The sequence below is a fragment of the Halorubrum halophilum genome (assembly GCF_000739595.1).
Taxonomy (GTDB): Archaea; Halobacteriota; Halobacteria; order Halobacteriales; family Haloferacaceae; genus Halorubrum; species Halorubrum halophilum.
Genome location: NZ_BBJP01000006.1, coordinates 35,525 through 50,222, shown reverse-complemented (window position 1 = coordinate 50,222; position 14,698 = coordinate 35,525). Strand labels below are relative to the sequence as shown.

General features: G+C 66.7%; 13 protein-coding genes. 3 read left to right on the top strand and 10 right to left on the bottom strand.

Annotation, left to right across the window (positions count from 1 at the left end):
- The first annotated feature begins 1 nt into the window (after position 1).
- Positions 2-943, top strand: coding sequence for a carbohydrate kinase family protein (locus tag ACP96_RS02175; protein ID WP_050031950.1), 942 nt, complete (start codon positions 2-4; stop codon positions 941-943).
- 65 nt (positions 944-1,008) lie between these two features.
- Here the strand turns inward: ACP96_RS02175 and ACP96_RS02170 are convergent, their stop codons facing one another.
- A complete protein-coding gene (locus ACP96_RS02170; RefSeq protein ID WP_050031949.1) occupies positions 1,009-1,737 on the bottom strand; it encodes a DUF726 domain-containing protein in 729 nt (242 codons plus the stop codon).
- 366 nt (positions 1,738-2,103) lie between these two features.
- Here ACP96_RS02170 and ACP96_RS02165 point away from each other — a divergent pair, with 366 nt between their 5' ends.
- Positions 2,104-2,550, top strand: a complete 447-nt coding sequence (locus tag ACP96_RS02165) for an FKBP-type peptidyl-prolyl cis-trans isomerase (RefSeq protein ID WP_050023352.1) — start codon at positions 2,104-2,106, stop codon at positions 2,548-2,550.
- 38 nt (positions 2,551-2,588) lie between these two features.
- Here the strand turns inward: ACP96_RS02165 and ACP96_RS02160 are convergent, their stop codons facing one another.
- From ACP96_RS02160 to ACP96_RS02120, 9 genes are all read right to left on the bottom strand, one after another.
- Positions 2,589-3,758 (bottom strand): ABC transporter ATP-binding protein, encoded by a 1,170-nt coding sequence (locus ACP96_RS02160; RefSeq protein ID WP_050023239.1) that lies wholly within the window; start codon positions 3,756-3,758, stop codon positions 2,589-2,591.
- 2 nt (positions 3,759-3,760) lie between these two features.
- Entirely contained in the window at positions 3,761-4,645 is an 885-nt protein-coding gene (locus ACP96_RS02155; RefSeq protein WP_050031948.1) for a carbohydrate ABC transporter permease, read from the bottom strand.
- Position 4,646: 1 nt separating this feature from the next.
- Positions 4,647-5,531 (bottom strand): carbohydrate ABC transporter permease, encoded by an 885-nt coding sequence (locus ACP96_RS02150; RefSeq protein ID WP_050023243.1) that lies wholly within the window; start codon positions 5,529-5,531, stop codon positions 4,647-4,649.
- A gap of 16 nt (positions 5,532-5,547) precedes the next feature.
- On the bottom strand, positions 5,548-6,735 hold the full coding sequence (locus tag ACP96_RS02145; protein ID WP_050023354.1) for an ABC transporter substrate-binding protein: 1,188 nt from the start codon (positions 6,733-6,735) through the stop codon (positions 5,548-5,550).
- A gap of 311 nt (positions 6,736-7,046) precedes the next feature.
- Positions 7,047-8,024 carry a glycerophosphodiester phosphodiesterase gene (locus tag ACP96_RS17455; RefSeq protein WP_394296537.1) on the bottom strand — a complete coding sequence of 326 codons (978 nt, stop codon included), beginning with the start codon at positions 8,022-8,024 and terminating at the stop codon, positions 7,047-7,049.
- 265 nt (positions 8,025-8,289) lie between these two features.
- Entirely contained in the window at positions 8,290-10,101 is a 1,812-nt protein-coding gene (gene glmS / locus ACP96_RS02135; protein ID WP_050031947.1) for a glutamine--fructose-6-phosphate transaminase (isomerizing), read from the bottom strand.
- On the bottom strand, positions 10,101-11,279 hold the full coding sequence (locus ACP96_RS02130) for a sugar phosphate nucleotidyltransferase (RefSeq protein ID WP_050031946.1): 1,179 nt from the start codon (positions 11,277-11,279) through the stop codon (positions 10,101-10,103). Before ACP96_RS02130 ends, glmS begins: the two co-directional genes overlap by 1 nt.
- Positions 11,280-11,523: 244 nt before the next feature.
- Positions 11,524-11,751: a HalOD1 output domain-containing protein gene (locus tag ACP96_RS02125; RefSeq protein ID WP_050023249.1), complete on the bottom strand. Its 228-nt coding sequence runs from the start codon at positions 11,749-11,751 to the stop codon at positions 11,524-11,526.
- A 538-nt stretch (positions 11,752-12,289) separates the two neighbouring features.
- Positions 12,290-13,468: an alpha-D-ribose 1-methylphosphonate 5-triphosphate diphosphatase gene (locus ACP96_RS02120; protein WP_050031945.1), complete on the bottom strand. Its 1,179-nt coding sequence runs from the start codon at positions 13,466-13,468 to the stop codon at positions 12,290-12,292.
- Between the two features lie 464 nt (positions 13,469-13,932).
- Between ACP96_RS02120 and ACP96_RS19985 the strand changes: the two genes are divergently transcribed.
- Entirely contained in the window at positions 13,933-14,100 is a 168-nt protein-coding gene (locus tag ACP96_RS19985) for a DUF7344 domain-containing protein (RefSeq protein WP_449272133.1), read from the top strand.
- The last annotated feature ends 598 nt before the right edge of the window (positions 14,101-14,698 follow it).

Genomic DNA, 14,698 nt, shown 5'->3' with positions numbered 1-14,698 from the left:
GATGAGCAACGGCAAACGGGGCGTGTTGGTCGTCGGCGACGCGACGATCGATCTCTACCCGACGGACGCGACGTCGATCGCACCCGGGAGCAGCTTCGAGTGGCACGTCGGCGGGACGGCGACGAACGTCGCGCGATGGGCGGCCTCGCTGGGCAGTGAGACCGGCCTCGTCACGAATATTGGGACCGACGTGATGGGCGAGATGGCCGCCCAACACCTCACAGATGGGCCAGTCGACACGACACACGTGACGCGGGTCGACGCGACATCACCGCTCACGCTGTTCGTCGCGACGGAAGACGACGAGGGCTGGACCGCCTGGATAGCCGGGAGCTGCTACGGCTTCACCCCGCCCGCCGATCCGGCGGCGCTCGTGGCGCCCTACCAGTGGGTCCACTTGGAGGGTGTGACACTCCCGGCCGAAGTGAACCAGACGGCGGTTCGACGGCTCGCGGAGGCGGCCGCGGAGAACGGCACCCGTGTCTCCTTCGATTTAAATGGGCGCACGAACCAGTGGTCCGCTCCCGACGCCTATCAACAGGCGCTCCGAGACGTGCTGCAGCACTGTGACCTGATCTTCGCCGGGGCGGACGACCTCGCGGTGGCAGGCCTCGATCCCACGCCTGCGGGACTGCTCGAACTGCTTCCGTCGGATCACTCGGCGACGGCGTTCATCACCGACGGCGCGGCGGAGACGACCGCGATAACCGTGGACGACGGTGCGATCACTGCGCACGCGACTGCGACGCCGCCGGCGGCCACAGTCGCGACCGCGGCCGGCGCCGGCGACGCGTTCACCGGTGCGGTCCTCGCCGCGCGGCACGACGGTGTCTCGGATCTCGAAGCGTTGGCGGCGATCGGGAACGCGGCCGGCGCGGCCGCGGTTTCGACGGTCGGCCCGTTCGACGCCGACGCCGCCGGCGAGACGAATCGTTCGTTTTGATCGCGCGGTGTGAGAACAGGGTCCAGCGTGAGAGAGAGGCGCCCGAAGGTCGGCTCGCGGCCGACTCACTCGATCCCGATCCGGTCGATCGCCCGTGGAAGACACCCCTCCTCCGGCTGGAAGTACGAGTAGTGGTCTCCTACCGAGTCCGTGACGTCGATGTCCTCGTACCCGGCCGGCGGGCTCGCCGACGCCGGGAGCCCGCCGTGACCGACCGCGCGGGTCCGATCCGAGGCGCGGTACACCCAGCCGAGGACGCGGTCGTTCCGGCTGTGGAAGTTGAAGACAGGGGCGTCGACCGCCGCGACGGCCGACCCGTATCGTCCCTCGACTGCGACGCTGTCATTCGGAATCGCCCCGCCGAACAGCGAGACCGAGGCGAGGGCGTCGGTCCGCCCGCGATCGGCGAGTTCCCGGAGGGTCGCCCCCGTCACCCGAGCGCCGAGCGAGTGGGCGAACAGGTGGACCGGCCGCCCGTCGTCGTCCGCCCACGCCGTCAGCCAGTCGGCGAGCGGGGCGGCGTTGGCGTCCGCGGTCCGCTTCGCCGGCCCCCAGTCGACGTTCGACGCCCACGAGTAGCCGACCACCGGCGGGGCGTCGGGGTCCGGCTCCGCCGCGTCGCCCGTCGCCGCCGCGAGCCCCAGTCGGGCGGTGTACGCCTGATCGCGGGCCGACTCGGCGTCCGCGCCGAGCCCGTGGACGAACAGGACCACCGCGTCGGCCTCGTCGAAGTCCCACGAGCCCGATCGCTCTGTGGGGTCCGCCGCGTCGAGGCGCCCTCGGGTCGTCACCATCGGCTGCGTCTCCGGCGCCTCGTACCCGCCGAAGTCGCCGTCCAGCGACCGCGCGACGTAGAGCCCGCCGCCCCCGAGGAGGCCGATCCCGCCCGCAACTCCGAGGAGGAGCTGCCGGCGGGTAACGAGCGCGGGGGCGTCGCTCGGGCGGTCCGCGTCGCTCCCTCCCGCGGAGTCGTCCGGCCTATCCGGGTCGTCCGGTCTACCCGAGTCGTCCGATCCGTCCGCAGCGGTGTCCGGTGAGATATCGGATCGTCGACCCGAACGATCAAATATCTGACGCGGCGGCGACGGCCACCGCTCGATGCAATGGACTTTCCGTGTGGCTCCGCTCGTGTTCGTATGACGATAGAAACCGGCGACTCTGTGACGCTGGAGTACACTGGGCGACTTGACGACGAGACCGTGTTCGACACCTCCCGGAAATCCGTCGCCGAGGAGACGGGCCTCGCCGAGGCCCAGCCCGAACGAGAGTACGCGCCGCTGACGGTCGAAATCGGCGACGAACAGGTCATCGAGGGGATGGAAGAAGGCCTGATCGGGCTGGAGGCCGGAGCGACCGAAACGCTGACGATCCCGCCGGAGAAGGCCTACGGCGAGCCCACCGACGAGAACATTCAGGAGTTCGAGACCGAGGAGCTCCGAGAGATGCTCGGCGGCCAGACCCCCGAAGAGGGCTCCTACCTCGAGGCCCAGAACGGCAGTCAAGGCGAGGTCATTCACGTCGACGACGAGACCGTTCGAGTGGACTTCAACCCCCGCCTCGCCGGCGAAACGCTGACGTTCGACGTCGAGATCGTCGACGTCAACTGATCCCCCTCTCGCGGGAGATGATGCTCCCGCGTTGAGCGCTATTTTGAAGCCCGAGACAGCACCTGCTCGTCCGTTGAGTGATGCGATTCGGAGTGGTAGAACGCGTCTCCGGTCTCGGCGTCGAACAGGTGGAGGCGCGCGGGATCGTACGTGACCGACACCGTCTCGCCGGCGCGAACTGCCGTTCGAGGCGCCGCCTGAATGTTACACGACGTGGCCCCGATCGAACAGTGCAAGAGCAGGCTGTCTCCGAGCGGCTCCCGCACGTTCACCTCGGCGTCGATCCTCGGCAACCCGTCGTCCGACCGTGCGTCCGGGAGATGGAAATCCTCCGGCCGAATCCCGAGGACCGCACGCTGAGTGTCGCCAAGTGGCGCGTCTCCCGCACCGTTTCGGTCGGTCGAAGCCGGCTCGTCCACGGACGGAAGCGGAAGCGTAAACGCGTCGTGAACGGCGCGGCCGTCCTCGATATCGACGGGGATCATGTTCATCGCCGGGTCGCCGATGAACTCCGCGACGAACCGGTTCGCCGGGAAGTCGTACAACGCCTGCGGCTCGTCGACCTGCATGATCTGCCCGTCGTTCATGACGACGACCCGCTCGCCGAGCGTCATCGCTTCCGTCTGATCGTGCGTGACGTAGACGGTCGTCGTCTCGAGCGCGGAGTGAAGGCGGGCCAGCTCCGCGCGCATCTGGATCCGGAGCTTCGCGTCGAGGTTACTCAGCGGCTCGTCCATCAGGAAGGCGTCCGGGTCGCGGACGATGGCGCGGCCGAGCGCGACGCGCTGGCGTTCGCCGCCGGACATCGCCTCGGGTTTCCGATCGAGGAGATCGACGATGTCGAGCGTCTCGGCGGCGTCTTCCACCCGACGCTCGATCTCCTCGTCGGTGAAATCGCCGCTCGATTTCATCCCGAAGGTGATGTTTCGCCGCCCGGTCATGTGCGGGTACAGCGCGTAGTTCTGGAACACCATCGCGACGTTCCGGTCCTTGGGCTCGACGCCGGTGACATCCCGTTCGTCCATCTCGATCCGACCGCCGGTCGTCGCTTCGAGGCCGGCGAGCAGCCGCAGCGTCGTACTTTTGCCGCAGCCGCTCGGGCCGACGATGACGAGGAACTCCCCGTCCTCGATTTCGAGATCGATTCCCTTGACGGCGACGACGTCGCCGAACTCCTTCCGCAGGTTCTGTAGTGTTACGGTTGTCATTGTCACTTCTGTTGGATGCTGAACGTCTCTAACAGCGGTTTGCGGAACACGATCATCAACAGCAGCGGCGGCAACAGGGTCAGCGTCGATCCGGCCATCACGAGCGACCACGAGAGCTGTCCGCCTTGGACATCGCCTTGGAGCAGCTGGAGGCCGACCTGTGCGACCTGATTGGCCTCGGAATCGATGATGATCAGCGGCCAGAGGTACTGGTTCCACGCGTAGACGAACATGATGATCGAGACGCCGACGAGGACGCCCTTGGACATCGGCAACAGCACGAACAGCATGAATCGGAGCGGGCCGACGCCGTCGATTTTCGCGGTCTCGACGATCGAGGTCGGAATCGACAGAAAGTGCTGGCGCAGAATGAACACGGTCGTGGCGCTCGCGATGTATGGAACGGTGATCGCGAGGATGGTGTTGCTCCATCCGAGGTCGTTCATCAGCTGGAACAGGGGGATGAACCGAACGGGGACGGGCAACAACAGCGTAAACAGGATGAACAGGAACACGAGGTCCTTGTACGGGACCCGGTAGTAGACGATCGCCATCGCCGCGAACACGGAGACGATGAGCTTGCCGACGACGATCACGAGCGACATCGCCAGCGAGTTCCACATGAATCGACCGAACCGGTAGTCGACCAACGCCTCGCGATAGTTCTCGACGGCGTAACTGCCGGGTACTAGATCGCCGAGACTGGTCACCACGCCCGTCTCTTTGGTGCTGACGATCAGCGCGACGGCGATCGGGAACACCACCGCGAACACGAGCAGCCACAGCTGGAGATGCGTCCCCGCGCTTGCGCCGTGGGTGGTTTCGGTCGCGTGATCCCCTCGGAGCGCCCCCGCCCGTCGCTTCGCGTATTGGAGTAGTTCGACCATTTCAGGCACCGTAGTAGGAGTATTCGTCCGTTACCCGGAACTGCACGAACATCAGCACGCCGACGACGAGGAACAGGACGACCGACTTCGCCGAGGCGACGCCGAAATTGAAGAAGGAGAATCCCTCCTGATACAGGTCGAAGATCAGGATGTTCGTCGCGTTCGACGGCCCCCCGCTCGTGAGGAGGTCCACGAACGCGAACGTGCTGAAGAACGCGTAGATGGTGTTGATGATGACGAGGAAAAACAGCGTCGGCGTCATGATCGGCACGTACACCGACACGAGCCGCCTGATACCGCCCACGCCGTCGAGTTCCGCCGTCTCGGTGAGGGTGTCGGGGATGTTGTTCATCGCGGCGATCATGAAGATCACGTTGTAGCCGATCTGTTTCCAGATCGCCGCGAGCGCGACGACGACGAACGCCTGCGGGCCGTCGTTGAACCAGTCGACGTCGACGCCGAGCGCCTCGATCGGGCCGGTCAACACGCCCAGCGTCGGATGCGCGATGAACAGGAACACGAGCGCTCCGACCGCGGGCGGGAGGGCGTACGGCCAGATCACGGAGATCAGGTACACCCCCTGTCCGGTGTCGACCTCGTGGATGAGAAAGGTGAGGTACAGCGAGACGGCGATGACGCCGACCACGACGACGAGGGCGAACACCACGGAGAGGAGGAGGCTCGAATGATAGCCCGAGTCGGTCAGCAGCGTGACGTAGTTTTTCAGGCCCACGAACTCGTCCGCCTGCCCGAAACTCGAGTCGAAGAAGCTGGTTCGCACGGCGAGCGCCGTCGGGTAGTACAGGAAGACGACCGAGACGAGCAGCGTCGGCAACAACAGCAGCCCGGACTCGATCCGGCTGTCGAAAATCTCGCGTGTGGACATGCGTGTGGCTTTGCGGTCAGTTGTAGTACTCGGTCAGCACGTCGTCGACTTCCGTCTTGAGCGCCTCAATCTCGGCGTCGATATCGTCGGCATTCAGGATGTCGACCGACTTGTTCTGGATGACCGTCTGGACGTTCCGCGCCGGACCGAGGAGCGCCCGCTTCGTCGCCGGGTCGCTCGCGTCGCCGTTCTGGAGCTGATCGAGCGCTACCCCGTACATCGGGTTGTCTTCGAACCACCCCTCCTCGCGGAGCGCGTCGACCGACGGCTGCGTGATCGGGTAGTAGCCCGACCCCTTGTGCCACTCCGTCTGGACCTCCGGCTGGGACATGTACTCGAGCAGCTGTCCGATCTCCTCGTACCGCTCCTCGGGCAGCCCGTCCGGGACGTAGAAGGAGGCGCCGCCGATCACCGGGCCGACGCGGGTCTCGCTGATGCTCGGATACGGCGCGGCGTCGACGGTGAAGTCCTCGGAGTCGGCGATGAGACCGGCGACCGAGGCGGTGCTGGTGAGCACCATCGCGGCCTCCTGCTCGATGAACAGCGAGGTCGCCTCGCCCCACGCCTCGATCCCCGGATTCGTGTAGAGGCCGTCGTCGGCCATCCCCTTCCACCACTCGTAGAGGTCGTACGTCGCGTCCGGCGTCCGGAACTCGGATGGCTCGCCGGCGTGGCCGTTTTCGGCGTCCGTCAGCAGTTCGCCCTCGAAGCCGTACCACGTCTCGACGAACCACACGTGGTTCGGCCAGGTGATCCCGTACTGCGTCACGTCCTGCTCGACGAGCTGCTCCGACGCGCTGCGGACTTCTGCTAGCGTCTGCGGCGGGTCGTCGGGGTCGAGTCCCGCCTCCTCGAACGCGTCCCGATTGATGTACATGATCGCGTTCGAGTTGTTGAAGGGGAGCGAGGCGAGTTCCCCGTCGACGGTGAAGAACTCCGCGACGTTGTCGAGGAAGACGTCGGCGTCGAAGTCGTCGGGGAGGATCTCCTCGACCGGGCGCACCTGATCCGTGTCGAGCACTTGTTGAGCGAACAGGGAGTCGACCTGCAGCATGTCCGAGACGTTCCCGGAGTCGAACGCCGAGAGGGTGTTCGTCAGGACGTTCTCGTAGGAGTCTTGGAACTCCATGTTCACGCCGGTCCCGGACTGCTCTTCGAAGTCCGTCGCGATCTGGTTGAGGGTCTCGCCGTTCGTCCCCCCCATCGCGTGCCACACGGTGAGTTCCTCGCTGATCGGTGAAAACTGCGCGCTGCCGTCGCCGCTGTTACCGCCCAGACATCCTGCGAGGCCAGTCGCCGCCGCGAGCGCGGCGCCGGTTGTCGTGAGTGTGTTTCGACGTGAGATTCCAGTCGGCTCCTCGGCATCTGGTGCCATACGTGTCTGGCTATCCAAACATCGGATATAACCGCTGCTAATAGTGGTATGTGTCGGCATAGACCGCTCAATGAGCCTATATAGCGATACGTGTGACCCAATGGCAACTACGGGCGGTCGGCCGCGGCGTCGGCCAACAGTTACTCGCGAATGACGGTGGAGTAGTCCGCGATAAGCCCGTCGACGCCGGCGTCGAGGAGCCGATCCGCTTGGTACCACGAGTCCACGGTCCAGACGTTGACGTCCCACCCGTGCGTCTGTGCCGTTCGGACCAGATCGCTCTCGCCGAAGCGCGCGTCGTCGAAAAACGGAGTCCCGCGGATCATCTCCGCGGGCGGATGGACCGCGTCGGCGTCGTACGCCTCGGCGATCGCGATCCCCGCATCGATCGACTCCCCCAGAATCGGCGCGACGGACGCCGTCGACCGTTCGGAGACGACGGCGAGCGCCGCCTCGTAAAACGACGAGAAGAGGATCTCGTGGTCGTGTCCGTCCACGATATTGACGACGCGATCGACGAACGGACGCCAGACCGCTTTCTGCGTGCCGAGCGCCTCACCGGTCAGCTTCTCGCCGAACCGGAGCGAGGTGCTCCCGGGGTTCTTCAGTTCGATATTGACGCCGACATCCGGTGGGATCGACGCGAGCAGCTCTCCGAGTAACGGGACCGTCTCTCCGCTCCGTAGCACCTCCGCGCTCGTGACGGTCTCCGTCTCCGTCTCCCAGACGAGCCCCGCCGTGTCGGTGAGCCCCGTTCCCTCTCCGCCGCGACCCGCGAGGTCGTCGTCGTGAAACACCGCGACATCGCCGTCGGCCGTCGGGACGACGTCTATCTCGATGCAGTCGGCCCGCCGACCGGGACCGTTCTCGCGGGTCGCCGCTCGCGCGGCTGCACGCGTGTTTTCAGGGTTTTCGCCCGCAAACCCTCGATGGGCGATCAGCGTCGGGTCGGTCGTGGGTTCGGGAGCGCCCCGGTCGCTCGGTGCGTCGGTCCCGCCGTCTGTTCGAGGGGGTGAGACGGATCCGATCCCGACGGCTCCCGCGGCTGCGGTCGCAGTCCCCAGCAAGACGGCGCGCCGCCGAGAGCCAAGGGCCGCGCGGAGTTGCCCCGTCGAGATTCGCCCGACCGAGAGGGGCGAAGTACCGGTCACGACGGCCCCGGATATTCGGGTGTCGCCGGATGGTGCGGGAACCCGAACTGACATCGATGACCCGTCTACCGAACGCGTGTGAGGATGGCCGTTGATCACGGCTCAGTCAAGACGCGCCACATAGATAGCCGCTGGTATGAGCGCTATTGAGTAGTACGGACGTCGGCGTCGATTCTGAACACGGGGCGCCTCGATGTTCGGTCCGCGTCCGGACGCCGCGGTCCGGGCGGCGTCACTCGACGGTGACGCTCTTCGCGAGGTTCCGCGGCTTGTCGATCGGCCGGGAGAGCTCGTCTGCGGCGAGGTACGAGACGAGCTGGAGCTGGACGTTCGCGAGGACGCCCGCCACGTCGGGATGGGTGTCCGGGATCTCGAGGACGTGGTCGGCGTACTCCTCGATCCGGTCGGTCCCCTCGGCGGCCACCGCGACCACGGGCGCGCCGCGGGCGCGGATCTCCTTGACGTTGTGGAGCGTCTTGGTGTCGTCCCGCCCGGTGAACACGGCGAACACCGGCGTGTTCTCGGTGACGAGCGCGAGGGGTCCGTGTTTGAGTTCCGCCGCCGAGAACCCCTCCGCGTGGTCGTAAGTGATCTCCTTGAACTTCAGTGCTCCCTCCAGCGACACCGGGTGCCCGACCCCCCGGCCGATGAAGAAGTACGAGTCGCTGTCGTGGTACTCGGCGGCGACGTCCGCCGCCGTCGACTCGTCGAGGATGCGCTGGACGTCGTCCGGCAGCACCGAGAGCGCCTCCAGAATCTCCGTGGTCGCCCGCGGGGTCCCGCCGGTGATGTCGTGGCTCAGCCGCTCGCTCAACAGGGTCAGCGTCGCCACCTGCGAGGAGAACGACTTGGTCGCCGCCACGCCGATCTCCGGACCGGCGCGGATGTACACGGTGTCTTCACACTCGCGGGTGATCGTCGAGCCGACGACGTTCGTCACCGCCAGCGTCTGCGCGCCCGTCCCCTGGATGCTCCGGACGGCAGACAGCGTGTCGGCGGTCTCCCCGCTCTGGGTCACCGCGATCACGAGCGTCCGGTCGTCGGTCGGCGGCGGGCTCGACCCGTACTCGCCCGACAGGAACGCCTGCGCCGGGATTCCCCGGTCGGCGAGCAGGGTGCTCGCGTACAGCGCCGCGTGGTACGAGGTGCCCATCGCGACGAGGTGGACCGACTCGATCCCGTCGAACGCGCCCTCCGGGAGTTCCTCTAAGTCTGCGCGCCCTTCGAGCGGGTTGCTCCGGCCCCGGATCGACTGCCGGAGCGCGGTCGGCTGCTCGTAGATCTCCTTGAGCATGTAGTGGTCGTAGCCGCCCTTCCCCGCGTCGGCGGGGTCCCAGTCGACCGTCTCCACCTCGCGCTCGACGGCGACGCCGTCGGTGTCGGTAACCTCGTAGCCGTCCGCGTCCATGATGACCACGTCGCCGTCTTGGAGGTAGACCACCTCGTCGGTGTACTCCAGGAAGGCCGGCACGTCGCTCGCGAGGTAACAGCAGTCGTCGGAGCGACCGAGGACCAGCGGGGAGCCGGACCGGGTCCCGTACACGGCGTCGCTCCCCTCGAAGACCGCGGCGATCGCGTAGCTCCCGGAGATCCTGTCGACCGCGCGCCGGAACGCCTGCTCGGGCGAGTAGCCGGCCGAGAGCAGCTCCTCGATCAGGTGCGGCACGACCTCGGTGTCCGTCTCGCTCGTGAACTCGTGGGTCGAGAGCTCGTCTCTGAGCTCGGTGTAGTTGTCGATGATCCCGTTGTGGACGACCGCGACCTTCCCCAGACAGTCGGTGTGGGGATGGGCGTTCGCGTCGGTCGGCGGGCCGTGGGTCGACCAGCGGGTGTGACCGACTCCAGTCGCGCCGCGCACCGGGCTCGCCTCGACGGCCTCGCACAGCTCGTCGATCTCGCCGGAGCGCTTGATCACGTCGAGCCCGTCCGCCGTGACCGTGGCGATGCCGGCGGAGTCGTAGCCGCGGTACTCGAGGTTGCGGAGCCCCGCGAGGAGCTCGTCGACCGCGTCGCCCGTCCCGACGCGGGCGGTGATCCCGCACATCAGCCCATCACCTCCGCGCCCTCCGGAACGTCTTGCCTGAGCGCGACCCCGGAGCCGACCGTCGCGCGCGGCCCGACCCGACAGCCGGGCGTGACCGTGACGTTCGACCCGACCGCCGCGCGGTCCGCGACGATGCCGCCGAGCCGGCGGTCGGTGTACTCGACGCCGTCCAACACGAGCGTCGCGGAGCGACCGGGCGAGACCGTCCCGTCGCCGATCGCCGCGCCGCCGCCGACGATCGTGTCTCGCAGGACCGCGCCTGCGCCGATCCGGGCGTCCGGCCCGACGATGGAGCCCTCCAAGACGGCGTTCTCGCCGACCGTCGTGCTCGCGTGGAGGCACGTCCCGCTCCGAATAACGGCGCCGGCCGAGACCTTGCAGTCGGGACCGACGAGGACGCCGTCGCCGATCACCGCCGACTCGTGGACCCGCGCGGAGTCGTCCACGGGCCGGTCCGCGGCGACGAGCTCCGGGTGCGAGTACAGCAGCGTCTCGTTGGTCTCCAGCAGGTCCCACGGGTACGAGGAGTCGAACCAGACGCCGTTCGGGGCGGCGGCGACCACAGGCCCCTCCAGCTCGGCGATCGCCCCGGTGAGGGGCCGCTCGCCGTTCTCGAACCCGGTCCGGTCGAGCGCGCCGAAGATCGACTCGTCGAACGCGTACACGCCTGTGTTGACCCGCCCGGACTCGTTGGTACCGCCCTCGTCGATCCGGTGGACGAGCCCGTCGCGGACGTCGACCGTGCCGTACTCCGTCGCGTCGGTCGCCGAGGTCACGGCCAGCGCGGCGGTCGCGCCTGTCTCCGCGAACCGCTCCGCGGTCCCGCGCACCATCGCCTCGTCGATGACGTTGTCCCCGTTCACGACGAGGAAGTCGCCGCCGACGCGACCCGAAGCGACCTGCAGGGCGTGGCCGCTCCCCAGCTGACTCTGTTGGGTGAGATACGTGATATCGAGGCCGCGATAGTCGTCGCCGAAGTGGTTCTGAATCCGCGTCTTCGCGTGGCCGACGACCATCGCGATCTCCTCGACGCCGAACGCCGCGAGGGCGTCGAGCGGGTACTCCAGTATCGGCCGGCCCGCGACGCGGAGCATCGGCTTCGGTTGGTACCGGGTCAAGGGGCGGATGCGGCTTCCCTCGCCCGCCGCGAGGACGACCGCCTGCTCGAACGAGCTCATTGGCGCGACGCGATCCCCCGGATCGTCCGCGAGCGATCGGCGGCTGCGATGCGAACGGCTACCCGGCTACGGTGACGGGCTCCGAAATAAGGTCGGACCATACCCTGCGTGTGCCGCCGGTACTGATTGTAATGCGGAACCTTTCGGTCAACGCGCACCGGCACGAGTTCATCTGAGATCCGACCGGATCTGTTAAGATCGTCCTACCGATCGGGTGTCGAGTGACGGACGAATCGCAGGTCCGTCACCGAACGTCTAGCGTGACCGCGTCGTCGGTGACCGTGACGACGTAGCCGCAGTAGTCGAACGAGAAGCAGACGCCGGACCGACCAGCGCGGTCGTCGTCGAATATGGCGTCGAACGCCTCGGGGTCGATCACGTCGCTCAACAGGGGGAGATCGCCAGGAGACGCGTCCTCTGCTTCGGCAACAGCTCGCACAACCGCGACGGTCGCAGAGGTTTCGTCCTCCATCGGAATTTGAGCAACCGGCGACCCGGCGGTCGCGGGCGACGTGCGCTGGCATGTTGTATTGGAAGAAGTCATGAAACGTGTGCCTTACCAGAACCAGTGGCTCGTTTATATAAACAGTATCGATCTGCTCCGTTGAACGAATAGTATATCACCGATTCGAGCCCTCTAACCGTTGAATTTCGAATATATTAGTGTCTGTGAATGTGGGCGCGATCGAGTCGCCCCGCGACGAGTCAGGTCGGGTGATCATCACCCGCTGTGTGATAAGTATACCATATTGGTTTTAGATGTTATATAGCAAAGTCACCCCGACGCCAAGTAGAAGCCGTACCACAATCGGACGTGAACGTCCTATGACCCCGGACGACCCGCCTCCGCTGTGGTACCGGTCCTCGCGTTTTGGTGCTTCTGCTTCTACTTCTGTTTCGGTTTCCGACTCGACGCCCGGTTTCCTCGCTTCAGTTCCCTGATCGCGAGCGTCCGCGCCGGTGACCACGTCGGCCGTTACTGGACCGATCGCATCGCCACGATCGAGCGCTCACGACCCGGCCGGCGGCGTTCGGCGCTCGGCGGTCGCGGTGCGGTCGGTCCGGATGGCTTCTGTCCCAGCGACGAACACGCGGTCGACCGTCGGCGCCCCGTTCGGGTCGACCACGATCAGGTCCGCGCGTGCGCCGGCCTCGATCCGACCCCTGTCGTCGAGTCCGGCGGCTTCCGCGGGGTTGCGCGTGACGCGGTTCACGCGCGTCGACAGCGACTCGCCGGTGTCGACGAACGGGGCCGCGAGCAGCGACGGCGGGTGGTAGTCGGCGCACAGCACGTCGACGAGCCCGTCGTCGATCGCGTCGCGCGCGCCGAGGTTGTCCCAGAGGCTCCCGCCGCGGACCAGGTTCGGGGCGCCCATCACGACGGCGAGACCGAGGTCGGTCGCGCGCCGCGCGGCCTCGCGAGTGAGCGGGTACTCGCTGATGTCGGTGCCGTGGTCGGCCATCCGCTCCACGTCGCGCGCGGACTCGTCGTCGTGAGACGCCAGCGGCACGCCGGCGCGGCGGGCGAGGTCGGCGATCCGCCGGATGCGGTCGGCCCGGTCGGCGTCGTCCAGCGACCGCCGCGTTTCCATCGCGTCGTCGACGGACGCCGCCGGCCAGTTCCGGTCCTCGACGTAGTGGCGCTCGAACTCCTCGTCGTCGTACTGTCCGTCGCCGGGGGCGTGGTGCATCACCGAGAGGAGGTCGACGCCGAACCGATCGACGACGCCCTCGACCGCCTCGGCGCTCGCGTCGGCCAGCTCGCACCGAGCGTGCAGTCGGTTGTCGCCGAGGGTGTACTCCTCGCGGCGTATCTCGGCGGCGATCGTCTCGGCGGTCCGGAGCGTTCGGCCGTCGTCCGGCGATTCCTCGAACGCGACCGCGTGGTACTTGGTCGTGACCCCGTTGAGCAGGTTCGCTCGATCGGCCGCCGTGAGCGCCGTTCGAGCGTCGACGCTGGCGCCCGCTCGCGGGGAGCGGTGGTGCTCGATGTCGTCGCCGTGGAGATCGATTATCCCGGGCATCACGACCCGACCGTCGGCGTCGACGGTCGTCGGCCCGGACGAGCCGTTCGCCGATGCCCGGTCGACGCGAGCGATCCGGTCGCCGGAGACCACGACGCGCCCGCCCTCTACGACTCCCGAGGGAGTGACGACTCGGCCGTTTCGAACCTCCGTGATGCCGGTCATCGCCGAGTCACCGCGTTGGCCACCGCGTAAGCCTCAGTCGACCTGGGTGGCGCGTTCGGCGGACCCGTCGTCGCGGCCGCGTCGGTGGAAGGGCAGTGCATGGTGCCACCGTTAGCGGAGCCGAATCTTTGTTAAGCGGTGACAATCGAACGCCGTCGGCGACGGGCGAACCGAGTAGGCGCGGCCTATCGTCGCTGAACGAAGAGTGTGAGTATCGGAGTGAACGTCTCACTTTATGCATCTGACAAGTGACTTATTTCATATCCATGTTCCTTCGAGCGACTGTCCCGTCCGAACATGGTGGGACAACTAATGTATTCAGAAACCCAAGCCGTCTCGACCGAAACACAGCTTCGAATCGCCGCCGACCCCGCACGTCGGGCGATACTCCGCCACCTGATCGCGACCGATAGCCGCAGAGTCGATGTCGACGACATCGCCACGACGCTCGACTCGCCCGAGCGATCGACTCCGAGGCCCCACAGATCGCCATCGAACTGCGTCACACACACCTACCGATGCTGGCGGACGCGAACGCGATAACGTACGACCGTGGGAGCGAGGTCGTCGCCTACCACGGTGACGACGAGATCGAAGCACTTCTCGAGTTCGTCGCCGACCGGTTGGAGTGAGGCGTCGATCCCTCTTTGTCGGTTTCACCTCCTTCGTCCGGATCTGTTGAACTCCTCAGTGAGAGAGATATTCTGTCCCGTGTGCGGTCGGTGTAGGGACAGCGACGATCGATAGCGGGAGTGGGTATCGTACTTTGTCAGTGAGGTTGTTTATCAGTGATCGAGGGTGTTGCTGTCGGCTGTGTATCCGTGATCGATAGCTCTGCGGCGAACACTTCCAAAGCCCCAGCCGCGAGGACGACGCACGCTCGTTGCGCTCCTCGTCACTCGCATCGCTCGTTCCTGCGGTGCTTCCGTCGCCTGCGTCGTCCTCGCGGCTGCCCCTTTGAGTCCCACCCGCCCCGCACAGCAACCGCACCTCTCACCTCCCCAGCCTCGTCGGTCGCCCGTCGCTTCGCTCCGGCCGACCGACTCCAGCGAGGGACCGAAGGTCCCTCTGGCAGCCGGCGCACAGCGCCGGCGACCTCGCACCGTCGGTGAGCGGCCCGCTGGGCCGCTCACCGGGGCGCGCCACCGCACCGTATTTATAAGCAGACCTCGCCGTCGCTCACGGTTATTTAAATATTGTATCGACGCCACCGATCTGATTCATTCACTC